This window comes from Aneurinibacillus sp. Ricciae_BoGa-3 (genome assembly GCF_028421645.1).
Lineage (GTDB): Bacteria > Bacillota > Bacilli > Aneurinibacillales > Aneurinibacillaceae > Aneurinibacillus_B.
In genome coordinates this window covers 3615147-3631423 of the sequence record NZ_CP116887.1, presented here as the reverse complement: position 1 = coordinate 3631423, position 16277 = coordinate 3615147, and the positions used below count along the sequence as shown (strand labels likewise).

16 protein-coding genes and 4 pseudogenes are annotated in these 16277 nt (G+C 38.9%); 9 read left to right on the top strand and 11 right to left on the bottom strand.

The features are described 5' to 3' along the window. Positions 1–48 precede the first annotated feature (48 nt). On the top strand, positions 49–855 hold the full coding sequence (locus PP175_RS18395) for a TniB family NTP-binding protein (RefSeq protein ID WP_334314221.1): 807 nt from the start codon (positions 49–51) through the stop codon (positions 853–855). Between the two features lie 791 nt (positions 856–1646). On the opposite strand, the gene PP175_RS18390 is transcribed toward PP175_RS18395, so the two are convergent. Further along, the gene (locus PP175_RS18390) at positions 1647–1937 is read right to left on the bottom strand and encodes a peroxiredoxin family protein (RefSeq protein WP_272439731.1); all 291 of its coding nucleotides are present in this window, start codon (positions 1935–1937) and stop codon (positions 1647–1649) included. A 422-nt stretch (positions 1938–2359) separates the two neighbouring features. Here PP175_RS18390 and PP175_RS18385 point away from each other — a divergent pair, with 422 nt between their 5' ends. Continuing rightward, the gene (locus PP175_RS18385) at positions 2360–2686 is read left to right on the top strand and encodes a YnfA family protein (protein ID WP_272439730.1); all 327 of its coding nucleotides are present in this window, start codon (positions 2360–2362) and stop codon (positions 2684–2686) included. A 180-nt stretch (positions 2687–2866) separates the two neighbouring features. On the opposite strand, the gene PP175_RS18380 is transcribed toward PP175_RS18385, so the two are convergent. The 3 genes and pseudogenes from PP175_RS18380 to PP175_RS18370 all read right to left on the bottom strand — a co-directional run. After that, on the bottom strand, positions 2867–3253 hold the full coding sequence (locus tag PP175_RS18380; RefSeq protein ID WP_272439729.1) for a DoxX family protein: 387 nt from the start codon (positions 3251–3253) through the stop codon (positions 2867–2869). A gap of 70 nt (positions 3254–3323) precedes the next feature. After that, positions 3324–3842, bottom strand: a pseudogene (locus tag PP175_RS18375) (FMN-dependent NADH-azoreductase); the annotation flags it as partial. Further along, positions 3815–4645: pseudogene (locus PP175_RS18370) on the bottom strand (aldehyde dehydrogenase family protein); the annotation flags it as partial. The pseudogenes PP175_RS18375 and PP175_RS18370, both read right to left, overlap by 28 nt. Before the next feature lie 666 nt (positions 4646–5311). Here PP175_RS18370 and PP175_RS18365 point away from each other — a divergent pair. Both PP175_RS18365 and PP175_RS18360 read left to right on the top strand, forming a co-directional pair. After that, entirely contained in the window at positions 5312–6190 is an 879-nt protein-coding gene (locus PP175_RS18365; protein WP_272439728.1) for a DMT family transporter, read from the top strand. Positions 6191–6311: 121 nt separating this feature from the next. After that, on the top strand, positions 6312–7328 hold the full coding sequence (locus tag PP175_RS18360; RefSeq protein ID WP_272439727.1) for a pirin family protein: 1017 nt from the start codon (positions 6312–6314) through the stop codon (positions 7326–7328). A gap of 340 nt (positions 7329–7668) precedes the next feature. Here PP175_RS18360 and PP175_RS18355 read toward each other — a convergent pair. Together PP175_RS18355 and yppF are read right to left on the bottom strand one after the other, a co-directional pair. After that, positions 7669–8076, bottom strand: a pseudogene (locus tag PP175_RS18355) (DUF2935 domain-containing protein); the annotation flags it as partial. A gap of 67 nt (positions 8077–8143) precedes the next feature. Then, positions 8144–8368 (bottom strand): YppF family protein, encoded by a 225-nt coding sequence (yppF, locus tag PP175_RS18350; RefSeq protein WP_272439726.1) that lies wholly within the window; start codon positions 8366–8368, stop codon positions 8144–8146. A 146-nt stretch (positions 8369–8514) separates the two neighbouring features. On the opposite strand from yppF, the gene PP175_RS18345 reads away from it, so the two are divergent. Then, the gene (locus PP175_RS18345; protein WP_272439687.1) at positions 8515–8733 is read left to right on the top strand and encodes a hypothetical protein; all 219 of its coding nucleotides are present in this window, start codon (positions 8515–8517) and stop codon (positions 8731–8733) included. A 198-nt stretch (positions 8734–8931) separates the two neighbouring features. On the opposite strand, the gene PP175_RS18340 is transcribed toward PP175_RS18345, so the two are convergent. Beyond that, positions 8932–9741 carry a DUF2935 domain-containing protein gene (locus PP175_RS18340; protein ID WP_272439725.1) on the bottom strand — a complete coding sequence of 270 codons (810 nt, stop codon included), beginning with the start codon at positions 9739–9741 and terminating at the stop codon, positions 8932–8934. 1207 nt (positions 9742–10948) lie between these two features. On the opposite strand from PP175_RS18340, the pseudogene PP175_RS18335 reads away from it, so the two are divergent. After that, positions 10949–11203: pseudogene (locus PP175_RS18335) on the top strand (arsenate reductase); the annotation flags it as partial. Between the two features lie 187 nt (positions 11204–11390). Here PP175_RS18335 and wrbA read toward each other — a convergent pair. Then, positions 11391–12008, bottom strand: coding sequence for an NAD(P)H:quinone oxidoreductase (gene wrbA, locus PP175_RS18330; RefSeq protein ID WP_272439724.1), 618 nt, complete (start codon positions 12006–12008; stop codon positions 11391–11393). A gap of 420 nt (positions 12009–12428) precedes the next feature. Between wrbA and PP175_RS18325 the strand changes: the two genes are divergently transcribed. Continuing rightward, positions 12429–12788, top strand: coding sequence for a helix-turn-helix domain-containing protein (locus PP175_RS18325; protein WP_272439723.1), 360 nt, complete (start codon positions 12429–12431; stop codon positions 12786–12788). Between the two features lie 398 nt (positions 12789–13186). Beyond that, positions 13187–13375 (top strand): hypothetical protein, encoded by a 189-nt coding sequence (locus PP175_RS18320; protein ID WP_272439722.1) that lies wholly within the window; start codon positions 13187–13189, stop codon positions 13373–13375. A gap of 59 nt (positions 13376–13434) precedes the next feature. On the opposite strand, the gene PP175_RS18315 is transcribed toward PP175_RS18320, so the two are convergent. The 3 genes from PP175_RS18315 to PP175_RS18310 all read right to left on the bottom strand — a co-directional run bounded on the left by PP175_RS18315 (position 13435) and on the right by PP175_RS18310 (position 15153). Next, entirely contained in the window at positions 13435–13680 is a 246-nt protein-coding gene (locus tag PP175_RS18315; RefSeq protein ID WP_442870483.1) for a DUF1294 domain-containing protein, read from the bottom strand. Positions 13681–14037: 357 nt separating this feature from the next. After that, on the bottom strand, positions 14038–14226 hold the full coding sequence (locus PP175_RS30100) for a response regulator (RefSeq protein ID WP_442870482.1): 189 nt from the start codon (positions 14224–14226) through the stop codon (positions 14038–14040). Positions 14227–14502: 276 nt separating this feature from the next. Next, positions 14503–15153, bottom strand: a complete 651-nt coding sequence (locus PP175_RS18310) for a hypothetical protein (protein ID WP_272439721.1) — start codon at positions 15151–15153, stop codon at positions 14503–14505. A gap of 375 nt (positions 15154–15528) precedes the next feature. Between PP175_RS18310 and PP175_RS18305 the strand changes: the two genes are divergently transcribed. Further along, on the top strand, positions 15529–16257 hold the full coding sequence (locus PP175_RS18305) for an SDR family oxidoreductase (protein WP_272443320.1): 729 nt from the start codon (positions 15529–15531) through the stop codon (positions 16255–16257). The last annotated feature ends 20 nt before the right edge of the window (positions 16258–16277 follow it).

The window sequence follows — 16277 nt, the reverse complement described above, 5'->3', positions numbered from 1 at the left end:
TATGAAATTGATTCAATTGAAAAAATTTTACTAAGCATGAGTTACTGAATATCCAATAACTCATGCTTACTACAACAGATCGAACAATGCAGAACATATTCCAAAATGTCCTCTTCTCCAGATTGTATGCTTGTCACAGGTCCATCTGGGTCAGGGAAAACACACTTTATCAATTATTATGTGCAGCAACATAATAAGCCACAAGGGGTAATTCTGAATACGCGAGTTCCATTGCCAGCAACCGTTCAATCTATAGCAGAAAAATTTCTCAGGGAATTAGGTGAACCAGATCCCCAATTCTCAAGCATTCGCATAAGCACCGATCGGGTAATTGAGTTGATAAACTTGAAGGTTGAATTAGTGATATTGGATGAATTCGAAGGGTGTGTGGACCCAAATAGGGGACGTGTCGTATATGAAGTGGTTGACTGGATCAGAACGATAATAAATGAAACTTCACTGCCGTTTGTGTTATTCGGTCTAAATCAGTCGAAAAACATTATCAACAGCAATGAGCAGTTGAAAAGGCGGTTTTCGATACAACATGAACTAAAGCCTTACTCCTATGACAGTGCGGAAGGTCTAAATCAATTCAGGGAGTTGCTGTCTGAACTAGACATGAGATTGCCTTTTATAGAATCGTCACTGCTGGCAGAAGAGGATGTTAGTAAAAGGATTTATTACGCAACTGATGGAGTGGCCGGTCCAATCCTGCATTTAGTACGTCGAGCAGCTGTGATAGCTATGAATAAGGACCATGATCGCATTGAACGGGGTGACTTTGCTGAGACATTCGATTACATGCACCTGATTAATCAAAGTAAGCTCAACCCTTTTTTGACTGAGCATTTGTGAAATGCCGTCACAAAAAATGCATGAATAGAATCCATAGCAGTTCTCTAATGTCTAGGTTATGAGAAAATTGCTATGGGAGGTTCGTTTTTTCAGGAATTGTCAACGGGCTTTTTCCCGCATCTCCCTTGATAACCGCCTTAAGCTTGCCTTCAGACAATCTTAAGGCGGTTTTTTACGTTTGTCTGGGCCGGGAAAACAGGCAAATGTCTAGGACATATGTCTCCATAATTACGTACTTTATCATGAACAATTACAAGGGAGGCGATACGGATGGATCGTTTTGGTGAAGAAATTGGGGTCATTCTGGTTCTCTTTATTCTCTTAGTGATTATTGTGTGTTCGTGCGGCAGGGGTTGTTAAATAAAAAAGGTCGCTAGGCGACCTTTTTCACCTACCTCAAATGGACAAACCCTATAGGTAAGTGTGTGCTCGCCAGGAGTTACGAAAAAGTTCCGTGGGCTATTCAAAACCGACCAATATGCAAAGTGGTGAACAAAAGGTGGCTCCAAATTTGGTGGCCATTGGCGAGTAAGTTGTATGGTAACAAGACAATTGCCTAACACTTGCCCCTATGGATCCACATAAATTAGTATCATCAAAAAAAAGCGGCGGATATAGGAAGTATGGCTGTTATAGTAAGCGAACAATGTTTTACCAATGCTTAGAAAGCCAGCTTTCTTCTGTTTTGAATGGTTTGAGTACGGTTCATACCGTAATCCACAAGACTTTAGAAAATAGTGTAAATCAAACACCGCACTTGAAGGAGTGACCATGAATAAAAAGACATTCGACTACGGAGGGACGTCCAAATGGGCTTGTTTGCTTTTGCATATAGAGCAATTGTCCATTTCGTCTACTAGAAAATATGCAGGTTCTCCATGTGTGGCGTGATCTTCATATGGAGCGTCCTTGCCATGGTAAAAAACATCATATGCTGTTAGTGCCTTTAATTGTTCATCACACAAGACGGAAAAACTCAGTTCTTTTTCTCTAACCATCTTCTTTAAATTGTCAAGGTTGTCTGTTGATATGGCTACAATGTGTACATTTCTGCTTTCAAAAAAGCCTTTACTTTCCTCCAAACCTTGGAGGTCTTCGAGACAGACGGGTCACCAAGACCGCAATCAAATGCCAGCCAACCTGATTCCCACGATAATTTTCAAATGTAAACTGGTCCACAGACGTACTCGGTAGTGAAAAGTCAGGTACTTTAGCACCTAAAGATAATACCATCAATCTCATTCCTCCTTTTGGTACTCTTTTCATGAAATCATCATGAATGTATCATGACTTATTGTAAATGTTCCTTATTTTGAAGGGGGATAAACCTCAATTTTGTACAAGTTAAACTGGAAGGCACTCTTTTCCGGGTTATTCTAAAAACCAAGTAAAAATAAACAGCTAGATTGGCTGCTTTGTTATATTATGCTTATGTCATAATCAACAGTATCGAAAAAATGGTCTGTTATTATTTAAACTAGTTCAGAAAGGAAGCGAAAGGAAAATGATAAAATCCATTCTTCTTTTTATACTTGCTGGTCTTGCTGAAATAGGGGGCGGTTATCTAGTATGGCTCTGGTTGCGTGAAGGAGCTTCATACTGGTTAGGCATTTTGGGCAGCCTTTTTCTTGTCATATATGGGGTTATTCCTACCATGCAGACTTTTCCGTCTTTTGGAAGAGTGTACGCTGCCTATGGGGGGGTATTTATTATGTTGTCGGTGTTATGGGGATGGGGAATCGAAAAGAAGACACCAGACCTTTATGACTGGGTTGGTTCAATAATTTGTCTTATTGGTGTTTCCATCATACTCTGGGCACCGAGGACCTAATTCAAATTTGTCTAAATTCAAAAGTTATGCTTTTGACGCTTTACATAACTAGGAAGCAATCAGTTAACAAAAAAGGGAAAAATGAGTTGTGATTCATTTTTCCCTTTTGACCGTAATAAATAGCTATTTGCACTAAGATAGCTTATTAAACAGGTTGCGATATATGGAGCATAATATTAATTAGAAAAGAACATATGAACCGGGGCCAACCAACGTTATACCAACTGCGACAGCAATTAAGACAAGATTGTACTCAAATCCACCTTCTGTTGCCCAGTATCCGTTTTTACCATGTACGGTAAAGATGGAAACGAGCATTGTGATAACGATCAGAGCGGCTCCAATTGGGGTTAAAACGCCTGCTGCAAACAAAAGTCCACCTATGAGCTCACCTGCTCCTGCAAGGACGGCCATCAGCATACCGGGTTTTGCACCAATGGATTCCAACCACCCTGCGGTACCCTTTAAACCGGCACCTCCAAACCATCCAAACAATTTTTGTGTACCGTGTCCTGCAAAGGTTAGCCCTACAACTAAACGGATAATTAAAAGTCCAAGATTAATCATTTTTTTCACCTTTTTAATTTATTAATTTAATATTATTCCAAGATCAGAACTTTTGACACTTCGCCGCAAATCAGAAGTGAGTCGCCTCAGTAGTTGTTCTTCGGATGCCTTCTTCGATAATCTCTTCCGCTTTATCAGGGGTTTGGGCGTGTCCTTCTACGATAACTTTTGTGAAGTCCTTTACCCGAAGAAGGTGAACATATTTGTCATGTAATTAACGGCCATTTCCATAGAAGCTGCTGGCCCTTCGGAATACACCCCGCCTCTAGCATTTAAGAAAGCAATTTTCTTGTCAGTAACCAGACCAACAGCACCTTCAGGAGTATATCTGAATGTTTTACCTGCCTGGTTTAAATAATCAATATACGTATGGAGTACAGCTGGAATGGTCAAATTCCACAAGGAACGCGAATACCACTTTATCAGCTTCAAGAAATTGTTCCAGGTATTTAGTAACAATATCAGTAGCTTTCTTTTCTTCCGGTGTAAGCTCTAAGCCTTTCCCAAGCTTAAACATGCCATTTATCATGTCTGTATCATAATAGGGAAGATTTTCCGCGAATAATTCGAGATCACCATTCGTCTCATTGCTCGTTCATCATTTACATCAAAATCGGAAAGAAAAATAGCAGCATCGTTTCCTCCTAACTCTAATGTCATGTTTTTAATGGTGTCTGAAGCCGACTTCATAATTGATGTAGCCGTCTTTGTACCACCTGTGAATGCAATTTTAGCGACTTTTGGATTGGTTGTTAATTCTATCCCCACTTCAGCCTCTCCATGAACCATATTAAGTACACCTGGAGGAAATTCATCTGCAATAATTTTCGCTACAAGGCTAACAGCAAGGGGAGCGAATGGACTTGGTTTGAACACCATCGTATTACCGGCTAAGAGAGCGGGAGCAATCTTGATGGTAGAAAGGGATATCGGGTAATTCCAAGGCGTGATGGCAGACACAACGCCGATTGGATCGCTAGTGATAATCGTTCTGCCGTTTTCGTGCTCTTTGATGTTGTCTTTAAGTACGTCCTTCACTGTATTGCATGTATATTCCATCCACATGAGAGAGACAGCAAATTCACCTTTTGCATCATAAAAAGGTTTTCCATGTTCACGCGAAAGAATCTGAGACAGCTCTGGAGTTTTATCTTTTAATTTTTGAATCGCTCGTTGCATCCGCTCGATTCTTTCGTCGAATGTTGTATTTTTCCATGTATGAAAAGCTTTTTCTGCGGCGTCGATGGCTCGAATGGTTTCCTCCCTTGTATTCAGAGGTCCATACCCCACAATTTCAGATGGATTGGCTGGATTTTCCCTAGGATATGTTTTTTCTGTTGGTACGTAATCACCATTAATAATGGCATGAACAATTACTGGATTTATAGCCATAGTAATCTACCACCCTTTCTTAATTGGGCTTAAAAAATATAATTAATAAAATATGTTGATATATCAACTTTATTTATTAATTATGTTGTTGTATCAACTAACTTACAGATACATTGTAAATAAAAATGTTTCAAAAGTCAATTATGATTTGACTCCAATCAAATTTTGTAATGATGTGATTAAGAGTAGTTTACTCCACTATGGGTATTTACCTATTGAACAGTTAAAGGGGATTAATGTAAAACAAAATACATTGCACGTCGTAAAAAGAAATAAGATTGATACGATTAGAGGCGGCTCATGAAGGCATATTGTATATTCAAAGTACCAATTCCCGATGTTTTTCAGTTGGCGGAAGTCAGGATTTATTCTGGGTCACTTCGACTTGACTTTTTACTTGCCATATACCAGTCCCTATTTATGAATAAATATCCTTCTTGTGGGGGATAAGGACATGGAAGCAATGAATTGGATTAAATAAATATCGGAACAAGGTACAGTACGTTGATGATACAGAAGCAGGACTTCGAAATGGTGCTAAGATTGTATTACAATAACATATGGATCACAGCATCTCCGAGACAATTGTGGATACTAAATTAAAAACACTGTATCAGAGTTTGTGAGTTGCACACTTGCAACTTACAAATAAATGAGGTGATTACCTTGAAACAGAAACGTGCTTGGATTGGCTATATTATGGCTCTTGGATCCGCTGCTTTAGTCGGACTTTTCACCGTCTTAAACAAGTGGTTGCTGGTAGAAAATGTTCCTGCATTAACAGCAGGAGCCTGGACATATTTCGCAGCTGGCATTGCTTTGTTGCCCTGGGCATTACATTACAGAGGACTAAAATTTAAAAAACCGCTTGTGACTATTGGATGGCTTTTGGCCGGTTCGGTTGTTGGACCGAGTCTTTATTTTATAGGGCTTCAACTAACATCGGGTGTAGAAGGTGTATTGTTAATTAACACCGAATCTGTTTTTACCGCATTTTTAGCGTTTGTTTTCTTTAAGGAAGCAATGACAGGGAAAACGCTTTGGGCAAGTATCGCAATCCTCTCAGGAGGAATCTGGCTCTCTTGGTCTGGCAATAGCCTCCTATCTACCAATGCACTAGGAAATCTTTTGATTGCTTTAGGATATGTAGGTTGGGCAACCGAAAACAACTTAGGCCGAGTGCTTGGAGAAGATATTCCTCCAGCTACATTGGTTTGTTTAAAAGCACTTGTAGCTGGCATTATTATGGGAATCTTAGCCCTTGCATCTGGCGAACCTATTACCATCTCTTGGCATCTCGTACCTGGAATTTTAGCAAGTGGGGCATTTTCACTAGGATTATCGTTAGCTTTATTTTATATTGCTATGGGGTATATAGGTGCTGGGCGTACTGGTTTGATTTCCTCCACTTCCATGCTGTGGGGCGTTATTGGTGCTATCTTGCTGTTAGGCGAGTCATTAACAATTAAAGTTATTGGCGGCGGATTGTTGATGCTCGTTGGTGTAGCAGTATTTGCATGGGAATCTTCACGGGAATCACAATAAGTAGAGACAATAGTATACCGTCACTAACAAATCTGTTGAATTCGATTGGCTTTCTTTTAACAGCCTGAAATGAAGTGAAAAATTAGTGCACATTTAATAACTGTGAAGGGGAGAAAGTTTTATGGCAAATAACAACATTCTTGGAATACAAAAGTTGGGTTTTCAATGGCAGGCTGAAGATCCATTTCTCGTAACTATGCATCATAAAGATGATTATCCTCCAGGAAATGAAAAGCAGGGACTTAATGCCTCATTGGAAGGCAGGAATCTCGGTGAAGATTTTGCATTGAAGGATGGCTTTAGAATGTATCACGGAACAACCGTTCCAGGGTTTCCTGCCCATCCTCATTGTGGGTTTGAAACAGTAACACTCGTTGTAGAAGGTTTTGTAGATCATTTTGATTCTACTGGAGCAGCAGGACGCTATGGGAATGGGGATGTACAATGGCTCACAACAGGTGAGGGTTGTCAGCATAGTGAAATGTTCCCACTTATACATCAGGATAGAGAAAACCCGCTAGAGCTTTTTCAAATTTGGCTAAACCTCGCATCAAAGAATAAATTTGCTGAGCCAGAATTTAAGATGCTTTGGGCTGAAGACAACCCAGAAATACAGTCAATTAATTCAGAGGGGGCGAAAACCACTGTAAAGCTGGTAGCGGGGAATTTACAGGGGAAAAACAGTTTAGAGTCAACCAAGTCTTCTTGGGCAAATGACCGAAATCATCATGTGGGAATTTATCTTATTAGGATGGAACCAAAAGCCAATTTCACTCTACCTGCTGTATCGGCCACATTGAACAGAAATTTATATTATTATGAAGGAAATGAAATTCGTATAGATGGAACATTAATTGGAGATTCTCACCGTGTAAAGTTAATGGGTGATCAAGATATCGAGATTACGAACGGAACGAAAGATGCTTATATGCTGGTTCTTGAAGGTGAACCGATTAATGAACCTGTCGCACAATATGGACCATTTGTCATGAACACAGAACAGGAAATTCATGATGCTTTTAACGAATATCGAAGAACACAATTCGGAGGCTGGGAATGGGGTAGTTTTGAACACGTGAATGAGCGTGGTGCGGGTAGGTTTGCCCGCCATTCAGATGGGAGAGTCGAAAAGAGGTAACTCTAGCCATGTATCATTGGAATGGTTACAGGTGGTTTTTCTGATTCTGCTACATGTGCAGGAGGTGCTAACCCATATGCTACAAGGTGTTACTGTAGGTCAGGAGCGAAAACTGATTAATATGTTCAAGCAGCTCTAAAACAATAATTAAACGTACAGCTACAGTTGTGGAATGGGATAAACAAGAAAAGCGAACCAATGGAGCCAATCCACATTCTCGATTGGCTTCTTTTATTGAAACAAGGGTTTATGAAAAATGAACATAGTTTTTAACAGAGCTTTCATGTAAATGCCGCTTAAAACACACATAAGTAAATCGATTTTGTGCTCAACAAATACTTTACTCACTTTCTCTTTGCTTGCCCTTCAACCGTTGTTCTAACACATGAATCATGAACAAGAAATGTTCTGCCTCTCTAACAACATGGTCGGCTAAAAGGGGATTGATCACATTTTTAATTTGGCAGGCTTTAATTAATTCCCACCCTGTCTTTTTAAAGTTTCTTAACTCCGTTGTTGTATTTTCACTGTCTTTATTCATTTTACCGATGATGGGGTAAGTCGGCTTCTTGTGAAAGAGCTAATTAAAAGATTCCTTTTAAAGTTTCTGAAACCGTATACCAGTTGCTGCTATCCTCATTTAACCTTCTAACAGCCTGAACACTATCGGGTGTATGATGTGCCAGTTTTTCTTGTTGTTCAAATTAATGAAAAAACGGTCAGTTTGTTGAATTAAATCTGCATCATTTCAGCTCATTCCTTCCCCTCTAATTTTTTCGATTAACTCCAGTAAATGAAATTTAGATTGGTAGAGGTTAGGAACCGGAATTTTCTAACGTAAATAACCTGTGCCCATCACTAGAGCATGCGGGTTTGTTTGCACCACGGGCCGTTAATTGCTGGAGTAAGGAGCGATACTGTGAAATTGATAATTCATTATTGATGTAACACCTCTGAGCAAAATCCAATAATTCATTAACCGTTTCAGGCTTTTGCTTTTTACTTGCGATAAAGCCAAAGATTAAAGTTTCAAGTTCCATAAAATCCCCTCCATTTCATATTCGATCACATGATAACCAATAATTGGAAATATCATTATTTTAGAAAATTAAAACTTGCGACAGAATGTTACAAGTTTTTCGATATGTTTTCTTTATAGTAAGAAGTAGCAAAAAGGAGGAAAGGTATGGACAACTATATTCAGGGTAAATTTTTTCTAGCTTCCGATGGTGCTGCTACGCTCAACATTCATGACGCCCATATGGTTTCGCTGAGCAATGGAATGGCAATAAAACTGCTTTATAATGGAGAATGGGTTAGTGGTATTTATATAGACGGTGATGTTATCTATAGTAAAGGCAAGGAAAGGCTGCGAATAGGGGATAACATTCGAATAAAAAAGTAAACGACAATTTTATGCTGATATTGGCGAAATGGGTGCCATAGTTATGTACGTTTTTAACATAAAATGTTGGAGTTTTTGATTAATCGCCGTTTTGAAATTTGTTGGAATGCAAAAAGACCGATCCAAGACGTCAGAATCGGTCTTTTTTACATAAACCAAGTGCTGCCTTATTTACATTTTGCATGTTATCACACGTTATTAGCATTCATCGAAAGAACGTTTTCCTTTTAGAGCCATTTCAAACATCTCAATTATAGCTAAGAACCTCTCGGCCTCACGAAATACATGGTCGGCCAGCAATGGATGGATAATACTTTTAACACGGCATTCGTTAATTAAATCACGGGCAGTCTTTTTAAAATCACGAAGTGATTTTACAGATACCCTGTTTTGGTCAAGAAACTGGCTAAGAAGAGGAGCAGTTTGTGATTGTGGACGCATAGAATCTAAATCCCTAGCTTGAAATAATAATTGATCAAAATCATGGCTGAAGTCTTTAGCTTGTTCAACAAGCTTCCGCTCAGATGGATCCAGAAGGTGGCCAATAAATTTCGCATGATCCGCCATAATACGTAGGAAAAACACATTTTCATCGATAATGGCATCTGGCAGTGGTTCTAATTGACCTTGATTTAACTCTGTTAATCTCTTTCTGAAGAAGTTTGCTTCTCTACTTATATGGTCGATAAGTAGAGGGAATAAATTAGCTCCTGGCAACCGGCACTGTAAAATAAGCCCAAGAAGTTTTCTTTTGTAAGCCCAAATATGGGAGACGGCATTATAAACCTCTGCATTAAATTGTGCAATCTGTTGGGGATCGGTATCCAAGGTAAAAGCATGCGATTGGCTCTCAATTTGTTCAAAGATACGAAAAAATTGTTGGGCTTCATTTATGAGCTGAGTATCCTCACAACGAAGACCAAGGGTAATAAACAACGAATGTTCTTTCATAATACGGGACCAAAATCGAATTTCATCTAGCGATTGTGTAACAAATCTATCGGACACGAACGAGCCTCCTAAAATGAAATTTTTTCAGGATAAGATATGCATAAATGTTCTGATGGGTGCACATTGTTAAATAGACATAATGACATTGCATTATCAGACTTTATTAAAAGTATTTCACACAAAAAATTGGGCTGTCTCAAAAAGGGGGGTCCGATGTTATCAAATCCCAAAAAAGGACTCTTATCACTATAAAAAGTGGTATGAGTCCTTTAATTTTGGGGTGAATGTCTATGTCTTCATTCGTTGGAGCTTTACATAATATGATGACATTCACCCAGAAGTTTTCGCCTTCTTTAATTTACAGTTTGTAATATTATCGGGCTTTAAAAAACAAGGCAGTTTTCCTAACGCATTGGAGACCTTCCTTGTTTACAATCAACTCATTTTCGGACGTTAATAGAAATTAACTAAGTCTACTCTTCTCCTCGGAAACAACGGGCACAGTTGAAGCAATTAGAACAACGGAAACAATTAAAGCAATTAAAACAACGGAAACAATTAAAGCAACGGGCACAGTTAAAGCAATTAGAACACATACCAGAACACATACCAGAACACATACCAGAACACATACCAGAACACATACCAGAACACATACCAGAACACATACCGAATTGTCGAGCCTGATCACTACTTGCAGTACTGGCAGTGTCATAGGAAATCATTGGGCCCGACTGGAACTCGCCAACATTCAACCCTTGAAGATCTTTTTGGAAATCATCCATTTTTACAGCCTCCGTTTATTAAATTAATACATTCTGCGGTAGCGTAACCAGCAGTTGAAAGGGAAGACAGAACGAAGAGAATCAGAAAAAGCGTAAAGAGTGAATACACCAAATACTTTGAATACTATCTTCGACAAAATATGAACTCTAATGGGCTATTGTTACTGATATCTAACCACAACAACAAAGACCCGAAAAAAATTATTAGACACAGCAAAGCGGCCCACCTGAAACCAGATGGGCTGCTTTTGTTTTTTTAACGTTATCGGACGTAATGGGGTTGACCACCTCAAAAATAGGCACTTCTATATTTTTATCGCCAAAGAACTCATCAGCTTAGAATTCAGGATATAGTAAAAAGGTCAACCACTTTCAGTTGACCTCTTCATTGTTATATTGTTGTTGAACCATATTATTGTCGCGTGTATTTTGAAGCAAATCGTTGCAGTTGTGGCAAAATTATGCTTCAAATCACTAAGGAGATCGACATTTCCAAGCAAACGTCCGATATCATTGACCCAGAGTTGTTGAATAAAGCATATTACGTTGTGACTCTTTGTGGAGATGCGAGTGATAAGTGCCCGATGACACCTCCTCATGTAACACGCGACCACTGGGGATTTCACGACCCTGCGAAAGCTACCGGTACGAAAGAAGAAAAATGGGCTGTATTCCAACGTGTGCGTGATGATATAGAGAAAAGAATTAAGCGTTTTGCAGAAGAAGGTAAATAAAGAGGATTTTTGAAAGACCGGATATCCATTGTTCAACGGAAATCGATAGTGCACTATGGCTGTTTCGGCAGCCGGTTTTCTTTGTTCATCTATTCGGTAGTAATGTTCATAAACCAAAAGGAAAAATTGGACAGCAAAATTGCTGTCCATTACGTTAAAAATGCCAAGCTTTATACGTCACGCATGTTTATTGCTTTCCTTTTTTAACCCATTCTGCAACTGTGACCACACGTTTGGTTTGATGATGCACAGCATTTTGGAAAGCTTGAACATCACCAACCATCTTATTGTCTTGGCTAACGGATACACTGGTTCCGTAGGGATTACCTCCTGCCCCATAAAGAAGAGGGTCTGTATAACCCGGAGCAACAACAATTGCACCCCAATGGTACATGGTTGTATATAATTGAAGAATCGTCTGTTCTTGACCACCGTGAGCGTTTTGAGCAGAAGTCATGGCACTTACTACTTTGTTAACCGTTTTGCCCTGGAACCAAATTCCGCCGGTGGTATCTAAAAATTGCTTCATTTGTGAAGCTACATTTCCAAAACGAGTAGGTGTGCTGAAAATAATGGCATCTGCCCATACAATATCATCAGGTGTAGCAATTGGAATATCTTTTGTGGCATCAACATGAGCCTTCCAAGCTGGATTTCCCTCAATAACTGGTAGAGGAGCAAGCTCTTGAACTTTTAGAATTTTCACTTCTGCACCTGCTTGTTTTCCAGCTTCAGCAGCCCACTGAGCTAATTGATAATTGGTCCCCGTGGTGCTGTAATAAACAATCGCAAGTTTAACGGACATGGCATAAGCCTCCTTTAAGGATATTTATATCATCATTCCCTAAGTTTCCCTTGATGTTCATTGAATAAACTTAGCGTTGTGTTGCAAACAGGGGATGTTAGTAAGAACTAGCGGAGATCTTTACTTCGATAGGAGGGCTGCTTCAGCAGTCCATTTTCGTTCCGCTAACGCAATATAGCGTAATAAATTAATAAAAACCTATGCTGTTTTATAGGTTATTTATTACAATAACGTGTTATCTTATCATCACACAAATGCCTAAATGGGAATATGGTAAGATTAAACGTGCAATCACCAAATCGAAAGGAATCATCGTTCAAGCGGCTGCCTTTCTCGCTCCAGCAATGAAACAAGAGATCATCTATCGCCTTCTAACTGGAGAAGATGGAGAAATGTTCTATAATAATATGCTCTTACATCATGAAGCTTCAGGTATCCAAAGCAATCCACTATGTTAAAGCTAATTTCGAGCGTTCGCTTACGGTGGATCAGATTGCCCGTGTCGGTAACATGAGCGTTTCCACTTTACATCATAAATTCAAAGCAGTAACCACACTGAGTCCCATACAATATCAAAAGCAAATTAGGCTTCAGGAAGCACGAAGAATCCTTTTAAGCGGCGGAGTTGATGTGACCAGAGCTGCTTTTCAGGTCGGCTATGAAAGCTTGACGCAATTTAATCGTGAATACAAACGACTTTTCGGGCTGCCGCCCCTAAAAGATATTCAAGCCATTCGAGCAAAACCAAACTTAAATATAATGCAAGCAACTCACGATTGAATCGAGAAATTCATCGCGCATAACTGCAGTTAGCTTAATGATCTTCGCAGGTCTAAAACTTTATTTTCCTAGTCTACAACTTTTTTTCTCAGTCTAATTCTTTATTTTTCAGTCTATAACTTTATTTTCTCTGAACAGTTCCACAGGAAGATAAGCAGGATAACAGACCGGGTGAAGTCATTAGTTATACTATTTCTGACAACGAATTGGCAAAATATCGGCAGCTTCCACCGGTGAAAGCTAAAAAGCCAATGACCCTCCGTTACGGTAAAAAACAACGATCAGCTGACTAAACAATAGTGTGTTTAGGCACTATTATATATTCGACTAACAGTAAAAAGTAATGGGGATCACTCTTTAGATCCCCTTGCCTGATATTTCAAAAGGGAGTAGTTTCGGTGGACGAAAAGAGAGGGCAACAAGAAACGATCGATAAACTCGTTGATGCCATTTGCAGGTTATTTCTATATGCTGCGGTTGTTTTTTTCATTCTGGGCATTGTGTATGCCACAATAGGTGCGAGCATCTTAATAGCCGCGCTGATTATATTTCTTTTACTGTTTAGATACACATATAACCATGCTTAAGATGGGTAGGTCATTTTCAGACTTGCCCCTGTTTCTATTGGTAGTGTTCACTATTTACATTAAGAAAACCTGATAGATATGTAAACCACACATAAGCTTTCTAAGATCGCTAGGGTTGGAAAACCGTATCGGAAATTTGTATGCCTATTCTTATGATGTAACGTAGTCATACCTAAAGTCGATCCTAGTGCTCCTCCGATCAGAGCTACTTTCCAAAGTGTTTTCTCCCTTATTCGGTACTCGCCACGTTTTGCTTTTTGTTTATCTGCATACATCACACAAAAGCCAACCAAATTTATGATCATCAAATAAAGCAACAAACATTTGAACATATTTTACTACCTCTCCAATGATATCTTTTATCTTCATCATACATAAGAAACATGATTAGAAAAACAGCAATTAAAGACATTAATTACGAGGGGAGGGTGGATGTATGAAAAAGTTTGTTTGATGTAGGGAAGAGCAAAGATTCGCTATGCCCCTAATTTATTGTTTGAAAAGGGAGGTATTTTTTAACCAAATTTATAAATTCTTTATCTTACCGGTTTGGTAATGTATCCGTCAAACCCGAATTCCAGTGCTGCCTCAATTTCGTCTTTCATTGCGTAAGCGGATAATACGACGATGGGAACATGAGTTAGATGGTTCATGTTCAGAATCTAAGTAAATAATCGGTAACCACTTATATCAGGCATTTGCAGATCCATTAAAATAAGATTTGGTGTTATTGTACCGATGTGGTGTAAGCATTCCTCTCCAGAAGTACACACAATAAGCTCATAATTGGGCATATGCCTCAGAAATATTTCATTAAATAGTGCGGTGTTATCCTCATTGTCATCGATCATTAATATCTGTGGAAACATTGGTCTTCTCCTTGGGGTCCCACCAACAAAACGCGGAAAACATACGCTAAGCAAATTTCGACATGAAAAAAGCCGATTTTTCCTACGCTAAGGAATCAACGGCTTTTGATTTTTTAGTCCTGTTTACGGATTAAAATTCACATCAAAAAGATTGCACGTTTGCATCTTTTCGGGAGCCTATTCTCTAACCTAAGGTTTCGAGCATTCCAATCCAAAATCTGTGTGTCATTTATATTTTTAACGTTTTTTGTATTCTTGTTAGTTCTTTGAATAAAAATCCACCTTTTCATAAGAATTTGTAATAGGATTGAATACCTCGCCCTTATTGTTGATTTTTCTATATCCAAATGCATCTGCAAGCACAAAATAATTATTTGGAGCAGGGTTACGAGATAAGAAAACCATGATTTCAGAGTTTTTATCTTTATCTTTATTAGCTTGTTGTTCTACTTTATAAACAACCTTTTCAGTTTCACGCTCTTGTTTAGAATATTGTTTTGGTTTGTGCACAATACCTTTGCTATCAACTTTCTCAGGTACTGGTGTTTTGTTCTTCAGATAAGTATCCAGAGTCACTTCGCCACCATAATACACTATATCTATCCCATTCTTCATTTCTGAATCGGTCAGAGATCCCTTTAGCAGTTTGGTTACTTTCATGTGTGACTCAGTTTCAATCGTATCATGGTCTACAAAAGACTTATTATCTTTTTCAAATTTCCCAACTATAACAACTGATGCCTCTTGATACAGTTTGTCAACAGAGGTTGCGATATAATCAGGCATGGAACCAATTGTAAATGCTGTTTTCATGCTTGCTGTATCACTAGATGCTTTACTTTGAGTTGAACAATCAATAAGACTTAGAGAAGCTGCTAATAAAACTATAATTACAACAGGCTTTTTCATGTACCAAACCTCCACCTAGTAATTACACATGATAATTATACCAAAATATACCATTATTTGCTGTTTTGTTCAAAAGGGTTAAGCTTTTTTATGAAAGGTAAACTGAACTTAGTTGAAAAAAAGAAACGGAAAACCCATCCGTTTCTTTTTTTGTACTCTAAACTGAATTTAGTGGAAGATGAGATAGTGCTGCCGTCGCAACCCATTGCTGAACAAACGCGCCCGTTTGTTGAAGATCTTAATTACTATGTCTTGTTTCACTAACGCCCCCGTTTGTTCAATAACGAATATCTTAGATTGTTAAGGCTTGACTTGGAGTGTACTCCAAGTTGTATCATGATCGTTGTCAAGTAAACATTACATGGAGGTATAATGATGGGTAGTTCCAAGACAGTTTTGATCACTGGTGGAAATAAAGGTATTGGTTTTGAAACCGCCAGACAATTGGGTAAACTGGGATTCACTATTTTAATCGGTTCAAGAGATGCATCAAGAGGACAGGAAGCCACAGCTAAGCTGATGACTGAGAAGATAGATGCTAAAGCAATAACTCTTGACGTTACAAACCTGGATTCAATTCAATCCGCAGTAAAGCAAATTGATGAGCAGTATGGATCACTTGACGTTCTAATTAATAATGCTGGCATAAGTTTGGATGGAGGTGTTTCTCCTAGTCAACTGGAATTAATCAATTTGAAAAGGACTTACGAAACAAATGTTTTCGGTATGTTTTCTGTCACGAAGGCAATGCTCCCATTGATTAAAAAATCGCCTGCTGGCAGAATTGTTAACCTGTCAAGTGGGTTAGCTTCCTTGACTCTGAATAGTGACCCGGAATCCGAATTTTATGGACTAAATTTGCTTGCCTACATGAGTTCAAAAACGGCGGTTAATGCCTTAACAGTGTTGTTTTCAAAGGAATTAAGTACCACTTCGATAAAGATAAATTCAGCCGATCCAGGCTTTACTTCTACCGATTTGAATGGGCATAGTGGGTATCGTTCCGTCGAACAGGGTGCATCTATTGTGGTGAAACTTGCCACGCTTGCAAACGATGGTCCGACTGGTGGCTTCTTTGATGAAAACGGAGTCGTACCGTGGTAATACAACACAAGGAGGTGCCA